Origin of the sequence: Chryseobacterium phocaeense (assembly GCF_900169075.1) — a bacterium.
Taxonomy (GTDB): domain Bacteria; phylum Bacteroidota; class Bacteroidia; order Flavobacteriales; family Weeksellaceae; genus Chryseobacterium; species Chryseobacterium phocaeense.
This window is the reverse complement of record NZ_LT827015.1, coordinates 1,247,774-1,268,628: the sequence shown is the minus strand read 5'-3', so window position 1 is coordinate 1,268,628 and position 20,855 is coordinate 1,247,774. Positions and strand designations below refer to the sequence as shown.

The 20,855-nt window shown below is 38.4% G+C and carries 20 protein-coding genes; 8 read left to right on the top strand and 12 right to left on the bottom strand.

Annotated elements, in window-relative coordinates:
- Nucleotides 1–33: 33 nt before the first annotated feature.
- On the top strand, nt 34–1,437 hold the full coding sequence (locus B7E04_RS12365) for a M20/M25/M40 family metallo-hydrolase (RefSeq protein WP_080778937.1): 1,404 nt from the start codon (nt 34–36) through the stop codon (nt 1,435–1,437).
- Between the two features lie 3 nt (nt 1,438–1,440).
- Nucleotides 1,441–2,799 carry a M20/M25/M40 family metallo-hydrolase gene (locus B7E04_RS12360; RefSeq protein WP_080778936.1) on the top strand — a complete coding sequence of 453 codons (1,359 nt, stop codon included), beginning with the start codon at nt 1,441–1,443 and terminating at the stop codon, nt 2,797–2,799.
- 389 nt (nt 2,800–3,188) lie between these two features.
- Here the strand turns inward: B7E04_RS12360 and B7E04_RS12355 are convergent, their stop codons facing one another.
- Complete coding sequence (locus B7E04_RS12355; protein WP_080778935.1) at nt 3,189–3,701, bottom strand: hypothetical protein; 513 nt, start codon at nt 3,699–3,701, stop codon at nt 3,189–3,191.
- Between the two features lie 507 nt (nt 3,702–4,208).
- Between B7E04_RS12355 and B7E04_RS12350 the strand changes: the two genes are divergently transcribed.
- Nucleotides 4,209–4,472: a hypothetical protein gene (locus B7E04_RS12350; protein WP_139785395.1), complete on the top strand. Its 264-nt coding sequence runs from the start codon at nt 4,209–4,211 to the stop codon at nt 4,470–4,472.
- 312 nt (nt 4,473–4,784) lie between these two features.
- On the opposite strand, the gene B7E04_RS12345 is transcribed toward B7E04_RS12350, so the two are convergent.
- The 5 genes from B7E04_RS12345 to B7E04_RS12325 all read right to left on the bottom strand — a co-directional run bounded on the left by B7E04_RS12345 (nt 4,785) and on the right by B7E04_RS12325 (nt 10,992).
- A complete protein-coding gene (locus B7E04_RS12345; RefSeq protein WP_080778933.1) occupies nt 4,785–5,951 on the bottom strand; it encodes an aspartyl protease family protein in 1,167 nt (388 codons plus the stop codon).
- Between the two features lie 141 nt (nt 5,952–6,092).
- A complete protein-coding gene (locus B7E04_RS12340) occupies nt 6,093–7,133 on the bottom strand; it encodes a peptidylprolyl isomerase (RefSeq protein ID WP_228440033.1) in 1,041 nt (346 codons plus the stop codon).
- An 81-nt stretch (nt 7,134–7,214) separates the two neighbouring features.
- A complete protein-coding gene (locus tag B7E04_RS12335; RefSeq protein ID WP_080778932.1) occupies nt 7,215–7,727 on the bottom strand; it encodes an FKBP-type peptidyl-prolyl cis-trans isomerase in 513 nt (170 codons plus the stop codon).
- 822 nt (nt 7,728–8,549) lie between these two features.
- Nucleotides 8,550–9,806, bottom strand: a complete 1,257-nt coding sequence (locus B7E04_RS12330; protein ID WP_228439912.1) for a spondin domain-containing protein — start codon at nt 9,804–9,806, stop codon at nt 8,550–8,552.
- A 112-nt stretch (nt 9,807–9,918) separates the two neighbouring features.
- Nucleotides 9,919–10,992: a branched-chain amino acid aminotransferase gene (locus B7E04_RS12325; protein ID WP_062652269.1), complete on the bottom strand. Its 1,074-nt coding sequence runs from the start codon at nt 10,990–10,992 to the stop codon at nt 9,919–9,921.
- 85 nt (nt 10,993–11,077) lie between these two features.
- Between B7E04_RS12325 and mnmD the strand changes: the two genes are divergently transcribed.
- A complete protein-coding gene (gene mnmD / locus B7E04_RS12320; protein ID WP_080778930.1) occupies nt 11,078–11,752 on the top strand; it encodes a tRNA (5-methylaminomethyl-2-thiouridine)(34)-methyltransferase MnmC2 in 675 nt (224 codons plus the stop codon).
- A 337-nt stretch (nt 11,753–12,089) separates the two neighbouring features.
- Nucleotides 12,090–12,506: an NUDIX domain-containing protein gene (locus tag B7E04_RS12315; protein WP_080778929.1), complete on the top strand. Its 417-nt coding sequence runs from the start codon at nt 12,090–12,092 to the stop codon at nt 12,504–12,506.
- Nucleotides 12,507–12,527: 21 nt separating this feature from the next.
- On the opposite strand, the gene B7E04_RS12310 is transcribed toward B7E04_RS12315, so the two are convergent.
- Nucleotides 12,528–13,232: a DUF4294 domain-containing protein gene (locus B7E04_RS12310; RefSeq protein ID WP_080778928.1), complete on the bottom strand. Its 705-nt coding sequence runs from the start codon at nt 13,230–13,232 to the stop codon at nt 12,528–12,530.
- A gap of 51 nt (nt 13,233–13,283) precedes the next feature.
- Here B7E04_RS12310 and chrP point away from each other — a divergent pair, with 51 nt between their 5' ends.
- Both chrP and rpe read left to right on the top strand, forming a co-directional pair.
- On the top strand, nt 13,284–14,357 hold the full coding sequence (gene chrP / locus B7E04_RS12305) for a chryseobasin maturation metalloprotease ChrP (protein WP_080778927.1): 1,074 nt from the start codon (nt 13,284–13,286) through the stop codon (nt 14,355–14,357).
- Nucleotides 14,358–14,509: 152 nt separating this feature from the next.
- The gene (gene rpe, locus B7E04_RS12300) at nt 14,510–15,160 is read left to right on the top strand and encodes a ribulose-phosphate 3-epimerase (protein ID WP_080778926.1); all 651 of its coding nucleotides are present in this window, start codon (nt 14,510–14,512) and stop codon (nt 15,158–15,160) included.
- Between the two features lie 71 nt (nt 15,161–15,231).
- Here the strand turns inward: rpe and B7E04_RS12295 are convergent, their stop codons facing one another.
- The 4 genes from B7E04_RS12295 to chrA all read right to left on the bottom strand — a co-directional run bounded on the left by B7E04_RS12295 (nt 15,232) and on the right by chrA (nt 18,019).
- Nucleotides 15,232–15,861, bottom strand: a complete 630-nt coding sequence (locus tag B7E04_RS12295; RefSeq protein WP_080778925.1) for a DUF4082 domain-containing protein — start codon at nt 15,859–15,861, stop codon at nt 15,232–15,234.
- A gap of 314 nt (nt 15,862–16,175) precedes the next feature.
- On the bottom strand, nt 16,176–16,673 hold the full coding sequence (gene chrI, locus B7E04_RS12290) for a chryseobasin maturation helper ChrI (protein ID WP_080778924.1): 498 nt from the start codon (nt 16,671–16,673) through the stop codon (nt 16,176–16,178).
- Between the two features lie 32 nt (nt 16,674–16,705).
- Entirely contained in the window at nt 16,706–17,803 is a 1,098-nt protein-coding gene (gene chrH / locus B7E04_RS12285) for an MNIO family chryseobactin maturase (RefSeq protein ID WP_080778923.1), read from the bottom strand.
- A 3-nt stretch (nt 17,804–17,806) separates the two neighbouring features.
- Nucleotides 17,807–18,019 (bottom strand): MNIO class RiPP chryseobasin precursor ChrA, encoded by a 213-nt coding sequence (gene chrA, locus B7E04_RS12280; RefSeq protein WP_131797314.1) that lies wholly within the window; start codon nt 18,017–18,019, stop codon nt 17,807–17,809.
- 193 nt (nt 18,020–18,212) lie between these two features.
- Between chrA and B7E04_RS12275 the strand changes: the two genes are divergently transcribed.
- Complete coding sequence (locus B7E04_RS12275; protein ID WP_080778922.1) at nt 18,213–20,057, top strand: alpha-L-fucosidase; 1,845 nt, start codon at nt 18,213–18,215, stop codon at nt 20,055–20,057.
- Between the two features lie 77 nt (nt 20,058–20,134).
- Here the strand turns inward: B7E04_RS12275 and B7E04_RS12270 are convergent, their stop codons facing one another.
- On the bottom strand, nt 20,135–20,551 hold the full coding sequence (locus B7E04_RS12270) for a nucleoside-diphosphate kinase (RefSeq protein ID WP_066758910.1): 417 nt from the start codon (nt 20,549–20,551) through the stop codon (nt 20,135–20,137).
- Nucleotides 20,552–20,855: the final 304 nt, after the last annotated feature.

The window sequence follows — 20,855 nt, the reverse complement described above, 5'->3', positions numbered from 1 at the left end:
TTTTATCATTGGAAAAAGAAAGGTAAATAAAAAATGAAAAAATTATTCATTATACTTCCACTCTTTTTGAGTGGATTTTTATTTTCTCAAAAAAAACCGCAGAAAAAACCTGCAAAAAAGGCAACCACTGCCAAGTTTAATTACCAGGATGAATTCAAAAACATCTCAGACGAGATCATGACCCATGGCACAGCGTATGACAATCTAGGTGAACTCACCAAAGGCATAGGACCACGCTTCAGCGGCACATCCGGCTATATAAAAGCGGTGGAATGGGCAGAAAAAAAGCTCAAATCCATCGGTATAGAAATGATCTGGAGAATGGAAGCTAAAGCGCCGGTATGGATAAGAGGTAAAGAATCTCTGGAGATCAAAACAGGAAATGGAGACTGGAAAAACATCAGAATGCTTTCTTTCGGGAATTCTGAAGGAACAGGCGGGAAAGATCTTACCGGGGAAATTGTTTTAATCAATTCCACTTCTGAGCTTAATGCCATGTCCGTAGGACAATTGAAAGGTAAAATCGTTTTCGTAAATGTTCCGATGGATCCGAAAATAATCAATACCAATGATTCTTATTTAATCACCGCAAAATCTAAATTAATTTCTGCTTCCGTAATTGCAAAAACAGGAGCAAAAGCTTTAATTATAAGATCTTTAACCACAGCAACGGATGATACACCGCATGCAAAAATGGTGTATTACGAACCTGATGACAAGGTAAGAATTCCTGCCCTGTCCATTGGTGTAAGATCCGCTGATGAATTGGAAAAAACACTGAAAAATCAAAAGGTTACCGCCAAAATAAATATGACCGCACAGTCTAAAGGCGACACCACTAATCCCAATATTATTGCCGAAATTCAGGGTAAAAAAGATGCTAAAGTGATTGTTTTAGGAGCCCAGCTAGACTCGTGGGATTTCGGGGAAGGCGCTATTGATGACGGAACCGGTATTGCACAGTGCATAGAAGTTTTAAGAACATTCAAAGCACTTGGCATTGAAAATAATCATACCATAAGGGTTGTCTTTTATGCCAACAGCGAAAATGGAGGACAAGGACGCGAAATGTATGCAGCCTATGTGAAAAAAAGGGATGAAAAACATGTTTTTGCTTTGGGTACAGATGCGGGAGGATATTCACCAAGAGGATTTTCCCTAGATATGTCTCCACAAAGACGAAAGCAGATCTTTGCATGGAAGAATTATTTCCTTCCATACGGGGTTTATGATTTTGACCAGACTGAAGCTATCCAGGATATTTCTCCCCTGAAAAAGCTGGATATTCCTTTGGCTGAACTGGTGGTGGACACTCAGAGGTATTTTGATTATCACCACTCTGAACAGGATACTTTCGATAAAGTGAACAAAAGGGAGCTTCTTTTGGGTGCTGTTGCCATGACCCAACTTATTTTTATGATCGACAAAAACTGGTAAACTATGAAAAAGATACTTGGAACTTCATTATTAGTCTTTGGAATGGCTGTATTTGGCCAGTCCAAAGAAGATTCTATACAGTTCAGCAAGATTTCCACAGAAATTCTGAACAACGGGAAAGGTTATACAGACCTTAAAGAGTTAACTAAAAACATCGGCCATCGTCTCAGCGGATCGCCGGCTTATGAAAAATCGGTAAAATGGGTGGAGCAGAAGCTTCGAGATGCCGGAGCCGATAAAGTATGGCTGCAGGAAGTGATGGTTCCGGTATGGACCAGAGGAAAAGAATCTCTACAGATCAAAACAGCTGATGGTAAATGGAAGAACCTCAAAATGCTGTCTCTCGGAAATTCTGAGGGAACCGGCGGAAAAGATGTTTCCGGTGAAATCATTATGGTTAAATCAATGGCAGAATATGACCAGCTTACGGCCGAACAGGTAAAAGACAAGATCGTATTCTTTAATTATCCTTTCAGCCAGACGTTTGTAGAAACATTCAGAGGTTATGGCGACGCAGCCAAATACAGGGTAACTGCCGCTTCATTAACGGCTAAAAAAGGCGGTAAATTTGCCATTATCAGATCCCTGTCTTCTGCATTTGATGATGTCCCTCATACAGGGGCCATGCGTTACGAGGATAAAGTTTCAAAGATTCCCGCAGTAGCCATTGGAAATACCACCGCTGATGAACTGGAAGCCCTTCTGAAAGCACAGAAAGTAACTGCAAAACTGAATTCCAACTGTGGAATGAAAGGTGAAAAGCTTACGCATTCCGTCATAGGTGAAATTACCGGAAAAAAAGACCAGAGTGTCATTGTAACCGGAGGACACCTGGATTCATGGGATGTAGGCGAAGGTGCCCATGACGACGGGGCCGGAATTGTACAAAGTATTGAAGTATTGAGAACGTTTAAAAAGTTAGGTATTAAAAATAATCATACGATCAGGATTGTCTGTTTCGCCAATGAAGAAAACGGCGTGAAAGGCGGCATCCAATACGGAAAAACAGCCAAAGACAAGAATGAAAAGCATCTTTTTGCGATAGAATCTGATGCGGGAGGATTTACTCCCCGAGGAATTGCATTAGAGATGGATGATGCCAAAAGAAATCAGATCAAAAGCTGGGCTGGATTATTCTTCCCATACGGCGTTTACAACTTTGAAGGCCGGTATTCGGGGACGGATATTTACCCGCTTCATGATATGGGCGTTCCTACTGCTGAACTTGTTCCGGATTCACAGCGTTATTTTGATATCCACCACACGGAAGAAGATACTTTTGAAAAAGTGAACAGAAGAGAGCTTTTGCTGGGGGCCACTACTATGACACAGCTTATTTATATGATTGATAAGAACTGGTAAGATCTTTCAATTACAGACTTTTTAACGGAAAGATTTTTAATTTTTTTAACCATTAAGATTCTGGTTAAGGTTTTAAGAATTAAGGTTGAGCTTTGCTTTAAGGCGCACAGCTTAAAAAATCTTTAGATTTTCCCTTAACTCTCCTTATCTCCTTAACTCTTCTTAATGTTTCAAAACTTTTCACCACAAAAGTCACAAAAGTTTTTTACCCCTTTAGTTATTTTCAAGTTAAATATCTTGCACATAAAAAGTACACCTAAGTTTTATGAAAATCTTTGATTTTCAGCTTATGTGTTCTTTCTGTTTTCAAACTTGTAACTTTTGAAATTAAAGTGCTCAATGTATTAAAACTTTTGTTTCTTTTGTGGTAAAAAAACATACCATTCTTTTTAATTCCTTTTAAATCCTCTCATTATTTTTCGGTATCTATACTCATAAATTACACTGTTCCAAAGATGTCTCCATCCTCCTGACTCCCAGTTAACATCAAACTTTTCACCTTCTAGTCTGTATTTAGGATGTGCTATTTTAGCATGGTATATCGTTGGATCATCTTTTATGACCTGAAAATAATCATGATCCATATTTGATCTTCTGTAATATTGGATCTCAATAATCGTTTCGTTCTTCAAAGCCTTAAAAATATAAAGATTGATGTCATAAAGATCATCATATTCCTGGATCATAACTTCAATGGCTGTTTTTAAAGACTGTGGTTTTTTAGATTTGTTTACTTTATTTCTGATCTGTCTAATTTTAAAAGGATCACTTCCAAACTCATTAAAATCTGAAACAATGAAAGTCAGGTTACTGGAAATTGTATTCCAGCAGTAATCATCAGCCAGTTTTATAAGCCTCAAAGTAAGGTTTTCGATATTATTATGTAGTGTTTCACGCGTCATTCATTATTCAGTTTTTATGCGAACTTAAAGTTACATAGTTATAAAAATACTTTAAAAAACTCACTTTGGCATGAAATTCGCAAGGTAAAACATTGAAAAAAAAATTATTTAAACACAGACGATGAGGAAAGGTTACCGCGGAATTTTCAGTTTCCGCTGGGCCGGATAAAGGCTATTTATCATATTTTTATATGATCCTTTTTCTTTAGATACCGTATGCAAAGGAAGAAATAATGTCCCTTATCATTATTAATTCCATTTACGATGATTATTGTGTACGGTGTCATAAAGCTCATGAATCCCTTTCCGGGGTTCAATACTGTTTTTAATAAAAAATTTGTAGGGAAGCTTAAAGCTCCTTTAACTAAGACTAATAATTGTTCATAAGTTCATAACCTTAGCCAGTTGTAACTATGACCTATGAACCATTAATTGATAACGGAAAATAATTCCGGACCGTTCTATTGAAGATCGGAAAACAGATGTATAACCCTTAAAAAGTGATTTATGATGAGAGCCTTTTTTGAAATGATTTTTAAGAGAAATGAAGATGCCGCAAAAATGAACATCTGGAGCCTGATGCTCCTGTTGAGTTTTGCTGTTTTTTCTGTGCTGGTATATTTTATTTATACCTCAAACCCAAGTTTTAACAGCTTAATTGTATACCTTACCGCATTTGCGGCTTATCTTGGCTTTGGAATTGTGTTTATCAGTTCCCTTGCCGGAAATATGAATTCTTCCGATATGAGGAAGAAATCAAGAAATATATAACTTTTATTTCTCCTAAATAAAGAAAACCCGTTCAAATAGATTGAGCGGGTTTTTTATGCTTCATTTTAAACCAAGGTATAGATTCGTATGGAAGAAATCTGCTTAATCTGTAAAATCTGGGAGAGTTATTTTTAAAACCACAAAAGGCACAAAAGTTTTTTAACACTTTAGTTATTTTTAAGTTTAATACAAGATGCAAAAGAAGTACACTTAAGTTTTTAGAAAAAATCAGAGATTTTTTACTCCGAAAATTTAAAAATCTCAAACCCTAAAACTCTAAAACACTCATACACTCTTACTCTCAAACCCAAACTACACTCCCAAAAACTCTTTCTTCTCAAGTTTCACTTCCATCTCCTTTCCACCTCTCCTGATCTTTACATTAATATCATTCTGTTTGTTCTCAACCCTGTTTAAGAAATAATGACAGGCACCGCCCTGATCCAGATTTTCCAGATTGACATCATTGATGCTGATAATGGAATCTCCAACCTTCAGTGGAAAGTTTTCTTCCCGGAATACAAAAGCAACCGTTGGTTTGGATTCTATAAAACGATATCCGAAACCGAAAGATTCCAGCTTGGCAGGCTCGTTTTTGATTTGTTTCATATAAATCTTGTTGCCCGACCAGTCGAGGATGAAAATAAAGTTTTTGAAGAAATCGTTTCCGATAAGACTTGCATTTCCTGTTGCAACAATCTCATTGAAAAATTTTTTATTTCCTACTGACAGTGTTTCTGCTCTGAAAATATAGCCTGGTGCCGGCTTCCCTGCTCCATAAGCCCCGACAGAATTCGTTCCGTAAACTTCTATCCTTTTTAATGCTTTTTGAACATCATAGGATTTATCGGTGATCTTTAATCTTCCTGAAAATCCTGTATCAAAAGTCAGATCGATTTTTTTACCCTGCAGATCAGTTTCTATAATAGGTGTTTTCTGTGCCCTTGGACTGAATGGAATAACAATATCATAATCGGCAGGATTAAACTGAGCAAGATCCTGGGATGCTTCCAATGAATTTTCAGAATAATTGACTTTCCACACCAGTTTCGCCATCTGATTCGCTCCAAGGATGCCGTCTATTTTAAAACAGCTCAGCTCCGAAACACTGAAATCCATCACCACTACACCCACATCTTTGAAAACTGCTTTGTCAACGGTCATTTCCGGCAGCACTGTAAAAATCTGATCATGTTTATTTTTTTGTGAATCCTTTACAGCGCTTGTATGCTTTTTCTCCAACCCCAATTCATTATAAACCGCGGTAGAAATTACTGTTGGAGCTCCCGTATCAAATAAAAAATTATAGGATTTCCCATTGATGCTGACCTGTACAAAAGGCAGGTCGTTCGCGAACCTCATATTGATTTTTTCCACCGGATTCTGCAGCTGCACTTCCCCGCCTTTGAAGAACTTCTTTCCCTGGGCGGAAAGGATTGTTGTGGAAAGAATAAGAAAAGAATAAAGGATTTTTTTCATGGGGATAATTTACACGAAAATAGGGAATTTACATTAATATTTATTCAGATTTGTTAGATTCATTAGTTCTATTAACTTTCGATATGTATTATAACAAAAAAGCCATCCTCACGGACGGCTTTTATATTATAAAATTTTCAATTACTGTACTTTTACAAGCTCAACATCGAAGATCAACCATGCATTTGGTGGAATAACACCTCCTGCTCCTCTTTCTCCGTAAGCCATTGCCGGCGGGATCAATAAAGTAGCGGTTTCACCTTCTTTAAGCAACAGGATCCCTTCATCCCATCCTTTGATTACTCTTCCCATTCCAATAGGAATTTCAATCGGCTCATTTCTTTTGAATGAAGAATCGAATTCTGTACCGTCGATCAATTTACCCGCATAGTGTACAGATACATTGTCACCTGCTTTAGGAGCTTTTCCGGCTGCTGCAGTTTTGGTGATTTTGTAGTATAATCCGGATTCAGTCTTCTGCATTCCGGCTTTAGCGCTCTCAACCATTTTTTCCTGGTTAGCTTTAAACTCCTCTTCCTTCTTCTTTCTTTCTGCTTCTTCTTTAGCGATATAAGCTTTGTTGTTTTCTGCGATCTTAGCCTTTCCTTCAGTGAAGGTTTTTGCCGGATCGTAGTTTTTGTAAGCATCTCCTTTGCTGAATACAGAAACTTTTTGCAAAACGATATCTGTTTTAGGCTTGTCCTGAGCTCCTTTCTCCACATTGGCAATCGCATCGATCACATCGTTTCCTTTTACCACTTTTCCGAAGATGGTGTGTCTTCCGTCTAACCAAGGCGTAGCTACCTCAGTAATGAAGAACTGGGAACCGTTGGTATTAGGTCCTGAATTCGCCATAGAAAGGATTCCTTTTCCTGTATGTTTAAGGTCGTTTTTCTCGTCCTCGAATTTATATCCCGGATCTCCCGCTCCTGTTCCCTGAGGGTCTCCTCCCTGGATCATGAAATCTTTGATCACTCTGTGGAAAATAGTTCCGTCATAGTAAGGAACTCCTTTCGCTTTAGCTTTGTTATCTATTTTCCCTTCTGCAAGACCAATAAAGTTGGCTACAGTTACCGGTGCTTTTTTGTCTTCGAACTGCACGATCAGGTTTCCTTTAGAAGTCTGAAGATTTGCATAAAGTCCGTCATTAAGACCTTCGTAAGTTTCTTTGTCTACGTTCATTTTTTTATAGATTGGGGTACAACTCATCAGCGAAATACTTGCCGCTGCCAGAATTATATTCTTGTTAAACAATTTCATTATTTATAGAGCTTTTAATTTTATGATTAATGGGATATCGTTGTCTATATTCTTTTCGTCTCCAAAGGTTCCATAGGCCAGTGAAGAAGGCACCAAAAGCGTTACTTCCTCTCCATCATGCATAAAACGCAAAGCATTCTCTACCGCTTTCAGTTCATCAAAATGCCCGAATCTGGCATCTCTTCTTTCAATAGGCTGATCATAGATCTTGGTTTCATCAAAATCATACAGATCGTAAGCATAAGAAATAGATGTGTCATCTGCCCTTCTTTCCCGCTTATCAAAACCTTCAACAGTTACCCAGTAATTAAGCTGCGTAGGATAATACTTCACAGACTGCCCATTGATCCAATCCTGGATCTGGCCGCGTTCTATGGTATTCAGGTTCCTCATTCTTTCCTTCGACACATCCAGGTCTTTCTGACTCAGCACTCCCCCAACGGGAGGATGCGCTGTAGGTGCATTCCGGTTACAGCTTAACAGACTTACTGCTGATATGAAGAGTAATTTTTTCATAAACTTTTGCGAAAATACGCATTTCGGGGAAATATTGTTTCATCGGTTTTAAAAAATTTCGGAGAAAATGATGAAGTATTTCCCGGGGATGGGATTATCGGAGATTTAATGATTAAATTTCTTAACTGTAAAAGTTTTTGAAGCGTTTAAATTTATATAAACTACAGAAATTCGACTATAAAAATCGCAGATTTTGTTTGATATGATAAAATTGAACCATTAAGGTTTTCTTTAAGGTTTTAAGATGATTAAGCTGAGCTTTGCTTGAAATGGATTTGCATATTTTAAAAAATTCCCGCAGATTTCGCAGATGGCACAGATTATTGGGCATAAATCTAAGATTTTATAAAAACTTATGTGTACTTCTTTTACATTATGCTTTAAACTTAAAAATTACTAAAGTGTTAAAAAAACTTTTGTACCTTTTGTGGTTAAAATCTTTTCTCCCGCAGATTTCGCAGATGGCGCAGATTTTAATGCATGGAGTACAAAATCTTTAATTTTTCTAAAAACTTATGTGGACTTCTCCTACATTAAGCATTAAACTTAAAAATAACTAAAGTGTTAAAAAAACTTTTGCACCTTTTGTGGTTAAAATTTTTTCTTCCGCAGATTTCGCAGATTACGCAGATTAGATGTATTGAGCATACAAATCTTTGATTTTTCTAAAAACTTATGTGTACTTCTTCTACATTAGGCTTTAAACTTAAATAACTAAAGTGTTAAGAAAAAACTTTTGCATCTTTTGTGGTTAAAAAATTAAACCATTCAAACAAAAAATCACCCCGTACAGAGGTGATTATATACTTTAATATTGAAATACTACTGAATGGTCACTTTGATCATCTGTGGAAGTGACGGCAGTGTATTGAACTGATTAGGGTTGGCAAGCTGCTGTACTGGCTGGCTTTCAGCCTCAGCCGGCTCCGATCCTAAATGCGCTCCCGGAAAAGAACTTTGCAGAGTTCCATGATCATAAAGTGCCATAATGGAAGAAATATCTCCTCTTGTTGCCCCGTCTACTCCATTATTTGTAGAAGCTACAAACCAGTCATTGGATTCACCATACATCGTTACCAGCGCGATGCGGTCTCCTTTACCGGCCATTATATTCTGTGAGGCTTTTCCTCCGTTGTTTCCATTGATTCTGGGTTTCAGTGAACCGGCTGAAGGATCTTTAAGAACGTATACCTGCTTTATCCCCGGTTTTGTTTTAAGAGAGGCCGCCAGGATATCAGGATTTCCCTGCTGGGCAAGTTCTTTTAAGCCCTGTTCACGGTCGTTTTCACCGATTTTAAAGATCGGATTATCAATTCCATTATAAATTACGACAAGGACAGGTGAAAAAGAAGAATTTGGACCTGTAATTCCTGTCAGATACTGGGTTAAAGGAGTTGTTTTACCGGTTTCCGCAAGATCTGTCAATCCGTTGGCTGATGGCTTTCCGGGGGTAAAAATAGGATCTTCCTTTAAAATGGTGCTTCCCGAACTGTGGGAAACCGCCCAAACTCCCGCGCTGATAGGCGTTTCATTGGCTGTACCTCCTGAAGTATTGGTAAGTTTTAAGGTAAATTTGGTTCCGCCTTCGTGGGTGAGTTCTGCTTTAAGCAATTGTGGTGCAGGAGTTGGCAACGATATTTCCGTGACATTTAGCACAGGAGATTCTGCTTCCCCTGGATGAGCACCGGTATTTTTACGAGTCCCGTTATCCCAAAGCCTGATTTGCGAAGAAACATCACCTGTCACAGGATCACCGTTAGTCTGATAAAGTTTTATTCCCGGATTGACGGGAGCAAAAAACAAATCGTTGCTGTTTGCGTACATCGCTGCAAAGCTTACCGCCTGACCTTTTCCGGCATAAAATGAGAAAGAAGCAGATTCACCCGGTTCAAGAACAGGGGTAGATCCTGAATTTTCAAAAGTCCCGAATTGTGTCAGCGGCTTACTTTCAATAACATTTTCTACGGTGATGACAGCAGAGTCACTCACCACCAGGTCTGAATCATCATCTTTCGTGCATGAAGATACAGCTAAAACACTGATAAGAGAAAGCAAACCAAGCGGTAATTTAAACTTCACGAATTGCATATATTTTAAATTTTCTGAAAAATTACCAATATTTGGCGAGAAAATAAAAAAACCGGCAGAATAAATTTCCGCCGGCCTGTTATTGAATCAAATAATGTCTAAATTAAACAGTCTCCAAAACATCTTTTTCAACCATCACTCTCCATCCGAACGGATCTTCGCTAAGGTTGGTCTGAAGATCTACTAGATCCTTTTTAAGAATCGCAGCGTAGCTTTCTTCATCGGATAATTTTGGAAGGGCCAGTTTCACACCTTCATATCCTAAAGCCTGGAATACCGTAGTTACTACAGCAGTTCCTACTCCCCAAACTTCTTTCAGTGTTCCGTTTTTCTGAGCTTCAATCACAGTCTTCACTGCTACAGGCTCTATTTTCACTTCAATTCCTCTTTTTCTGGCAAGCTGGATGAAGCTGTCTCTGGTTACTCCGTCAAGGATTTTTTCAGATGTAGGCGGCGTGTAAATCGTATCGTTAATTCTTACAAATACGTTCATAGTTCCGCTTTCCTCAAAATATTCGTGGGTAGCATCATCCGTCCAGATGATCTGCTCATATCCTTCTTCAATGGCAAGCTGGGTAGGATAGAAAGAAGCGGCATAGTTTCCTGCTGCTTTTGCAGAACCTACTCCTCCGTTGGCTGCTCTTGAATAATGATCTGAAATTTTTACAGAAACCGGTTCTGAATAATAGCTTTTCGCTGGTGTCGCAACGATTGCGAACATATATTTATTAGCCACTCTTGCTTTCAGAGCTTCCTCCGTAGCAAAAATCAGTGGTCTGATATATAAAGACATTCCTTCTCCCTGCGGAATCCAGTTTCTGTCTAAATCTACCAATGCCTTTAATCCGTCCAAAAACATTTCCTCAGTCACTTCAGGCATAGCCAGACGCGCTGCTGATTTATTGATACGTTCAAAATTCTTTTCTGGCCTGAAAAGGAAAACCTGCCCGTCTTTGTCTTTATAAGCTTTCATACCTTCAAAACAAGCCTGTCCGTAGTTTACGCCCATCATAGCTGGTGTAAAAGGAATCGGGCCATAAGGAACCAATTTAACATCACCCCATTTTCCATTTTCGTACTCACATATTACCATATGGTCTATAAAAGTACTTCCAAATGAAAAATTGTTCGGATCAAAGTCCGAAAGTCTGGAGTTCTCCGTTTTTTGAATTATCATTTTTTAAAATTTTTACGATGTTCTACAAATTTAACATAATTTTCTAAATATAAAAATTTTAGAGTAAATTTGACAAAAAAATAGGATGAAAAGGGAGATCAAGACCACAAATGACGGAAGTAAAACATTGTTTATCAATGATTTAAATGAAAACTATCATTCTCACCATGGAGCGCTTCAGGAAGCTGAACACGTGTTTATCAAAAACGGACTAAATCAAATAAATGATTACGAAATTAATATTTTAGAACTCGGTTTTGGAACAGGTTTGAATGTTTTGGTAACAATTAATGAATATTTAAAAACTGACAAAAATCATGTCATCAATTACTTTTCTCTGGAAAAATACCCGATAAATGAATCCGAAATTAATGATCTTGCCTACTTTGAGCATTTTGATAACCCGGAATTCAAAAATATTTATCAAAAAATTCATCAGGCAGATTGGGGTACATCATCAGAAATTATTAAAGGCTTTAACTTAAAAAAGATCGAATGTGACTTTTTTGACCTGAAAGACATAGACTTACCTAAAATCAACCTTGTTTATTATGACTGTTTCGGTGCCAGGGTACAGCCGGACCTGTGGGAAAAGCCACTCTTTGAATTGGTTTCCGACAAAATGTCCGTTAACGGATTATTAACAACCTACTCTTCCAAAGGCAGTGTCCGGAGAATCCTTCAGGAACTTAATTTCAATGTGAAGAAACTGCAGGGCCCTCCAGGGAAAAGGGAGATGATTAATGCGGTGAAGCAGTAATGTGAGGCGAAAGGGCAAAAAGGCTAAATTGCGAAAAGGCGAAGAAAGCAAAGAAAGCTGAGAAGGCAAAGAAGGCGAGGAAAATGAATCCGATCAAATGAGTGGAAGAATGAAGCATATAAATAACAGAGCAAATAAATAAATTTGCAAATTTACACCTATATTACTCTAAAGCTACACTACCTTATTTGCTTCCTTTGCCTTCTCAGCTTTCTTTGCTTATATCCTCTGCAATTCCTTTTTGCTTATTCGCCTTTTCGCAATTTAGCCTTTTTGCCTTTTTTCCCCTTTCCCCTTTCCACATATTTCCTTATTTTAGCTGTACAAAATATTACATATGATTGATAAGATCAACGTCAGGGTGTATGCATGCGCAGTAAAAGATAAAAAAGTACTGACCCTGTTTGAGGAATATGCCGGTGAACCTTTAATGAAATTTCCGGGCGGAGGGCTGGAACTCGGTGAAGGACTTCTGGAATGTCTCCACCGCGAATTTGACGAAGAGCTGAATGTAAAAATTGAAGTGGTAGAACATTTTTATACGCAGGAAAACTTCCTAGTTTCGCGTTTCAGAGAAAATGAACAGCTTCTTACCATATATTATATCGTAAAAATCACTACCGAAGAAGATTTCCTTATCCTTGATCCATGCATTGAGAAAATAGAATGGATTGAAATCGACAGGCCGGATAATCCTTTTCCGCTGCCTGTAGATCAGATTGTCTTCGATAAATTAAAAGAAAAATTCCTGTAACTGCTTACAGGAATTTTATATTTATTTTCTTGCTTTAAAATCACCGGCTCCCGGATACGGCTGCAGGTACCCGGAATTCCAGTTGGACTGCAGCAGAGATTCTATAAACTCATCCGTTCTGTTCTTGTGGGGATTGTATTGGTCTTTCAGATCTATATCTGCCATTTTTCCTTTTACATTCCACCAGAAAGCACTCCATCCGCCTCTCATTTCTTTTATGATCTCATACACATTTTTTCCGGTAGCCCTGTTCATAAGCTTTGCAAAAACCTGTCCCTCAGTGGTGGTAAGATCCCTTAGCTGCTTTTCATATTGATCGGCCAGCATATTCTGTCTTTCTCTTACAAATTTTCTTTTGGCTTTGCTGTCCATATCAGTCATGTCAGCCTGGATATCTCTGTACTGCTGAAGTGCAGTGACAAAAAGAGGATAAACCCTGTTCAGCTTTTTATTAAGGAAATAATAGTAATTTTTGTCCAGCTGATTATTGAACCGCGGTTTATTAACCAGCACCAGCTCATCCAGCACTACTACAGGCTCGCCGTTTATTTCATAGACTTTTATCTTTTGACGTTCATCATAGTAGTACTTATTTCCGAACTCATCGGTTTTTAAAGATTCAGGGGGATACTGATTGAGGGGCTTTGCAACAATAGAATCCTTCTGACCAAAAACACTGACTCCAAAAAAGAAGATGAAAAGGCAGACAATCTTACTAAAATTCATTATTTTTACACTTATAACAACAAAAATTACACGCAAAAATCATTCCCTTTTATGAAATTTGAAAAGAAATCTTTGAAATTTTTAGAAAAATATTTAAACACTTCTTCTCCAACAGGTTACGAGCATAAAGGCCAGGAAATCTGGATGGATTACATCAGACCTTATGTAGACAAAATAGAAGTGGATCATTATGGAACATGCTATGGCATAATTAATCCCGAGGCCGAATTTAAAGTAGTGATTGAAGCCCATGCCGATGAAATTTCATGGTACGTAAATTATATTACTGATGACGGATTGATCTATGTCATCAGAAACGGAGGATCCGATCAGACGATTGCTCCTTCAAAAGTGGTTCATATCCACGGTGAAAACGGGATTGTAAAAGGCGTATTCGGATGGCCGGCTATCCATACCAGAACCAATCAGAATGAACCTACTCCGAAAATTGAAAACATCTTCATCGACTGCGGTGCTGTTTCCAAGAAAGAAGTAGAGGAAATGGGAATCTACGTAGGATGTATGATCACTTATCCTGATGAATTCTTTGAAATGAATAACCGGTATTTTGTCTGCAGGGCATTAGACAACAGGATCGGAGGATTTATGATCGCTGAAGTAGCCAGACTTTTAAAGGAGAACAAAAAAACGATTCCTTTCGGGTTGTATATTACCAATTCCGTACAGGAAGAAGTGGGTCTTTACGGTGCGGATATGATCGCAGACACCATCAAGCCTAATATCGCAATCGTAACAGATGTTACCCACGATACCACCACTCCTATGATCGAAAAGAAAAAAGAAGGCGACCAGAAATGTGGTGACGGACCTGTGGTTTTCTTTGCACCAAGTATCCATCATACGATAAGAGAGCTGATCATTGATACGGCAAAATCCAAAAAAATTCCTTTCCAGAGAGCGGCTGCCAGCAGAGCCACAGGAACAGATACCGATGCTTTTGCCCACTCCAACGGCGGGGTACCAAGTGCTTTAATTTCCTTACCTTTGCGCTATATGCACACTACAGTAGAAATGGTATCTAAAGAAGACGTGGGTAATGTGATCAAACTGATTTACGAAACAGTTCTGAAGATTAAGCCGGAGATGAAACTGAAGTATCATTAAAAGATTGTCAGACAGAAGACATCAGGTATCAGACTGAAATGATTATGTTTATTGTTTTAGGCAATTGGTTTATTCATTTTTTGTAAAAGTCTGACATCTGATATCTCACATCTGATATCTCAATAAATCTAAAGAAAGTATAAAAAGTAAAAATGAAAACGAAGCTTATTGCTCCATCCCTTTTATCCGCAGACTTCGGGAACCTGCAAAGAGACATTGAAATGCTGAACAACTCCCAGGCAGACTGGTTCCACATTGATGTGATGGACGGGAGGTTTGTACCCAACATTTCATTTGGTTTTCCTGTGATGAAGACTGTTCAGCAGCATGCCAAAAAATTTGTTGACGTACATTTGATGATTGTAGAACCGGATCTGTATGTGGACGAATTCATCAATCATGGTGCAGATCTGATTTCTGTGCATTATGAGGCATGTACACACCTTCACAGAACCATTCATCATATTCAGAGCAGGGGTGCAAAAGCAGGGGTTGTACTAAACCCTTCCACTCCGGTATTAATGCTTGAAGATATTATTGCTGATGTAGATCTTGTTCTTTTAATGAGCGTAAACCCTGGATTCGGGGGACAGAAATTCATTGAGAACACCTACAAAAAGATTGCAGAAACCAAAGACCTTATTCTGAGCAATAGCTCAACGGCACTTATCGAAATTGACGGCGGGGTGAACCTTGATAATGCCTCCAAACTTTTCGAAGCCGGAGCAGACGTTCTTGTAGCCGGAAATGCAGTTTTCTCTGCTGAAAATCCGGAAAGAACCATCGAGCTTCTTAAGATCTAAAGATTTTTAAATACACTCATACGAAAAGGCAGCTTATCCGGCTGCCTTTTCTGTTGAAAAAAATATGGTTATTAGTCTGTTTGCTGAAAATTAAAGCTCAGGTCACCCCCGTTATAATCCAGAGAAACATTCGTTGGAAAAGTTTGGGAAGAAGCTCCAACCCACCGGTATTCCAAAAATTTAATATTTCCTGCAGTGATCGGATAGGTTGCATTGCTGTTGTCGGGTTTATTCTTTTTGTACCAGTCATTTGAATTCATGGTAATCATATATTTCTTATCTTTTTCCAGGGGGAACGCTTCAATTGCTTTCGTCAGTAAAGTATTGGATGCAGCTATATTGACTATTTCCGTTCTCAATACCGTTTTTGCTGTATAATCCCAGATTGTAACTTTCAAATTAGGGTTGGCATCCGGCAGCTTCACAGTAATGGCATTGATCTTTCCTTTTACATTCGGGGAAAATACAAGACCGAATTCATAGTTTCCGGCATTGATAAAATTGCTTACCGTGGTAAATCCGGTACTTTCATGATACTTAGTTAATGGATTTTCTTCTGCATACATGATAGGCTCCGGAATAGACTCGTCATCATCTTTACTGCAGCTTGTTGCCAGAAATATTGAGTTCAGAATAAGTAATACACACAGGCTTTTAAAAGATAATGATCTTAGGACTCTAAAAACTTCTAAATTTCTCATTGGTTTTAATTTTAATAATTTGATAGGACAAAGATTGAACTATCCGGCCAATGAAACATCAGGAAAAACACTCTTTTGCAGTGAGCTATTGCACTATTTTTGGAAACTTCCTCAAAAAAACAAAGACAGCCCTTGGGAGACTGCCTTTTCTTGCGGAATTTGAGCTTTGTGGTTATTAGTTTTTGTGTCGTAAGACTTTAATGCTTAAGATTCCCTGTGCTATTACTGATGTAAAATTCCAAATAAAATCATATATAATGCATCCGTAGAAATACTGAATTTAAGCATTAGGTATTTATACGTATTCCGTAAAACTATTCCGGCTGATACCTGTTCCAGATACATGCACAGGTCACCAGAGCAATACTGATCACGGAAAATACGGTTCTGACGTTATTCAGAAGATTCCAGCGGCTCTCAAAACGGTCGCGCATCTGCTTAACTGCTTCCGCAGTCGCCCCACTGATATCAAATTGATCAAGCATATTGTTTAGAGGAACATTTCCAGCCATTGTAACCCCAAAAACTCCGATCAGATAAGCCAGTGATGCTAGCAGGAGAAAAAGAAATGCAGGCTGCTCTCCTCTGAATAGGAAAGTCGTTACCGGCAGTAATACGGCTGTTCCCATAAAACTCAGAAAAAAAACTGGATTGAGAATTTCCCGGTTAATGCTCTGCATGGATTTTAAATATTCCGTATCTGAAAGTTTACCCAGTCCCAGGACGACAGAGCATGAATAGGCATAAAAAAGCCCGGCGATCAAAGCCGTAAGCACGGCCGTAATAAGTAAAAGTACCGTTGTCATTTTCATATATTTTGATTTGTGATATATCGCAAGAAAACCTAGTAGGGATTCCATTTTTTGATGATCTTCTGGGCAGTAATGATCATTTCTTCATCCCAATTTTCAGGTTTGAAATAATAAAAATCCTGATCTTTTATAGAATGGGTGTCAGTCCCGTTAAAAAGCAGTTGGGTAAGCTTCGTCTGTTCATCATACAAGAGATGATCTTCAACAGGTTCCGAATGCTCTCTTATTTTCTTTTTACGCCATATCTTATTTTGACCTGAAGGATAGCCGGCTTTACTGATAATTTTTTTTACTCTTTCAAAATCATCGAAGAAAATCCTTTGTTCAGCTTCTGTTTTCAAAGTATGGCCCAGCCTTTCAATAATGATATAGTCAAGATTTGGGCACAAGGATAAAACTTCCGGCAATATGTTTAATATGTCCTCCGGAATACGCTCATCATGGGTATCCCTTCTTACAGGCTTTTTTCCATATGCACTTTCCTGCCAGCTTCCTCCGGACAGATGAATTTCCTTCACTTTTTCCAAAGGATACATCCTGATTATTTCTAACATATCTGTTTCAAAATTACAGGACTGGCAGTAGATATTATGAAGATCAAGAATAAGAAATCCGTCAATATCTTCTATAAGCTTGTCAAGGAATTCTCCCTGCTCTTTTACATCATTCACAGAGAATGAGAAGGCAAGATTCTCTATGCCAACCGGGATTTCTACAGCGTCCTGAAGCCTCAGGAGCCTGTCTTTTCCTATCTGCAGGGTTTTGGGGTGAAGCGGAACGGGCAAAGGAACACCCTGATGAAAATTTTCGGTATTCATGAAACCGAAATGTTCCGTAATATGGTTGTAGTTTCTGTGCTGAACCTCTTTTTTTAATTTTTCAAGCCAGATTTCCTGCCTTTCTGTCCACCTGGCATCAAAAAGAGAGTAATAAACACCATGCCCCAGAAGCCTGTTGTTCTCCGCATAGAAATCCAGAAGCCCGGAAAGCCATTCAGATTCTTCCAAATCATAGAGCGTATCAAAAGACCATTCCAGTACATCTACGGAATGATCCTGAAGGATGGGAAGGATGGCGGAAACGAAATCCGGTTCCGGCATCATAGAAAGTCCTAACAATGGCTTTTTCATATTTTATCCCATTCCACAGGCAGGACAGCCTCCCCCATGGCCGAGAATGGTATCTTTTTTAGGAACAAATTTAGTCTGGGCAGTTTCTTTTGTCTTTACAGGCTCTGCCTTTTTTACTTTCTTAACCGGCTTTTTCACTTTTTTTACAGGTTTTGTGGTCTGCGCCGATACGCTTACCGCCAGCAGGCTGGCCATTACTAATGCTGGAATTTTCATAACATTTCTTTTCATGGAACTTACAAGAAGTATTCCATTTATGATCCTGCTAAAAATACAATATTTCCATATAAAACATTTTAAAATACAAAAGTTATTATTAATATTTTTAACAATAACTATAAGATTCAACATAGAATTCAAAAAAATTAGCTCTTGTTTATTTATATTTAACATCAAAATAAATTAAACAATGAAAAACAGGTTAAACAAAGCCGTTTTCTTAGGATTAATACTGTCTGCATCCCATATTCATGCACAAATAAAACCGGAAGAACCCAAAAAAATGGAATGGTTTAAAAATGCTAAGCTGGGAATCTTTATTCACTGGGGAATTTACTCCGTGGATGGTATTTCCGAGTCCTGGGCTTTCTTTAACAATTATATCAACCATGAAAATTATATGAAGCAGCTGAACGGTTTTTACGCTTCAGCATACCAACCGGACCAATGGACTCAATTAATTAAGGAATCCGGTGCTCAATACACCGTCATAACCGCCAAGCATCACGACGGAGTTTCGTTATGGAATTCAAAAGCTGAAAAGGCTGTCACCATTCCACAGCATTCCTCCGCTAAAAAAGATGTGCTTACACCTTTTGTTACTAGCCTTAAAAAAACAGGGCTGAAAACAGGGCTATACTTTTCCCTTCCTGACTGGAGTCACCCGTATTACGATATCAATACCCGTACAAAAAAGCGGTATGACATAAAAAATGATCCGGAACGCTGGAACCGGTTCGTTCAATATTATCAGACCCAATTAGCAGAGCTTTCTTCTCAGTATCAGCCTGATCTCTTATGGTTCGATGGTGACTGGGAACACACTTCTGAAGAGTGGCAGGCTCCTCAGACTTTAAGCCTCCTTAAAAAAAATAATCCTGATATTATTATCAATTCAAGGCTTAACCATCACGGCGATTATGAGACTCCCGAACAGGGAATACCTGTAGTAAGGCCGCAGAGCCGGTATTGGGAACTTTGCTATACGATGAATGATTCATGGGGATATCAGCCTTACGACCACCATTATAAGACTCCGAATATGATTATCAGAACGCTGGCAGATATCATCAGTATGGGAGGAAATCTGCTTCTCGGTATCGCGCCTAAATCTGATGGAACTATTGATGAAAGGCAGGTTGAAATGTTAAAAAACCTTGGAAGGTGGACCTCAAAAAACAAAAGGGCTATTTATGGAACCAGCCATGGCATTCCCTTTGAAAATTATAAAGGAAAGTCAGCTGTTTCAGAAACAAAGAAATCGGTCTTCCTTTACATTGAAGAAGCTAAAGATTTCGTTAAGGTCCATGGTCTCCTGACCCGGCCTGATGCTGTGAAAATTATAGGTGATGAAAATGTCGGGGTAAATTTTTCTTTTGACCATGAAACCACAATGACGATAGACCTGTCAGGTATTAAATTCGACCAGGATGTGACCACAGTAGAATTGGTTTTCAAAGACTCTCCTGTTTTCGTGGCCAATTTTAAGCACAATTCGTCCTCCCTCAATAACATTCTGGAAAATAAGAATTCAAAAACAGCAGCTTATGACCTTGCAGATGCGCTTCACAATGGAAACAACCTGCTGGATCGATCAGGAATTACAGGCGACGGACAGGCCATGAAGATTCCTAAGACGGCAAAAACAAATCCGGAAACCCTTCAATGGATCAGCCGGCATGCTGAAGCACTTTATGACACAGGCAAAGGTCTTCCTGAAGGACATTATTCCGGAATGAGTGCTCTTTCCAAAGACAGACAGACGCTTTATCTTTTTGTAGAAGGCACACCAACCGGCCCGGTAGCTTTAAAAGGAATAAAAAATAATATTGCGAGAACCAGGGTGGTGGGTGACGGATCTATCATTAGTCACAGTATATACAGCAAACTATACTGGAGCGATACACCCGGGATTATATATATTGACCTTCCGAAAGACAGACTTGACAAAAACATGACAGTAATTGCTGTATTGCTGGACAAGCCTCTCGAACTGCACAGAGAAAAGGTGAACGCTGTGGAAAACAATCTATAAACACCACATGATCAGACAATATGGCACAAAAAAACCAGAGAAAAATCTCTGGCTTTTATATTTCAAGGTAGTTTTTCTTAGAAAATCTCTCTTCCTGAAAAATGGAACTGAGCTTCGATAAGCGCATTCTCGTTGGAATCCGAACCGTGAACAGCATTTTCACCAATACTTCTTGCAAACATCTTTCTGATGGTACCTTCTGCTGCTTCTGCAGGGTTTGTAGCACCGATCAATGTTCTGAAGTCTTCTACCGCATTATCTTTTTCCAAAACAGCAGCAACAATAGGACCTGAACTCATGAAGTCTACCAGCTCACCGTAAAATGGTCTTTCAGCGTGTACTTCATAGAATTTTTTAGCATCAGCTACCGTAAGTTGAGTTAATTTTAAAGCTTTGATTTTAAAACCTCCTTCTGCGATCTTTCCTAATATAGCACCGATATGTCCGTCTGCAACTGCATCAGGCTTAATCATAGTGAATGTAATGTTAGACATAAATGTATATTTTTTTAATGGCGCAAAATTACAAAAAATATCTTTGATTTTTATTTTAAATTTTTTTTAACATAAAAATAACTTTTATTAAGAAATGGCGAAAAAACTTTGGCACAGTAATTGTTAATTCTATTACGATTCTCATGTTTAATTTGAGTTTTCATGGTTATTAGTTTTTACCCAGCTTCGGCTGGGTTTTTTATTGACAAAAAATCAACTTTATTATTGAGGATTTGATAATTTTTGAAACCCAATAAAAGCATATTAATACATTATTGCTTCTATTTCAATCAATGAGATAATA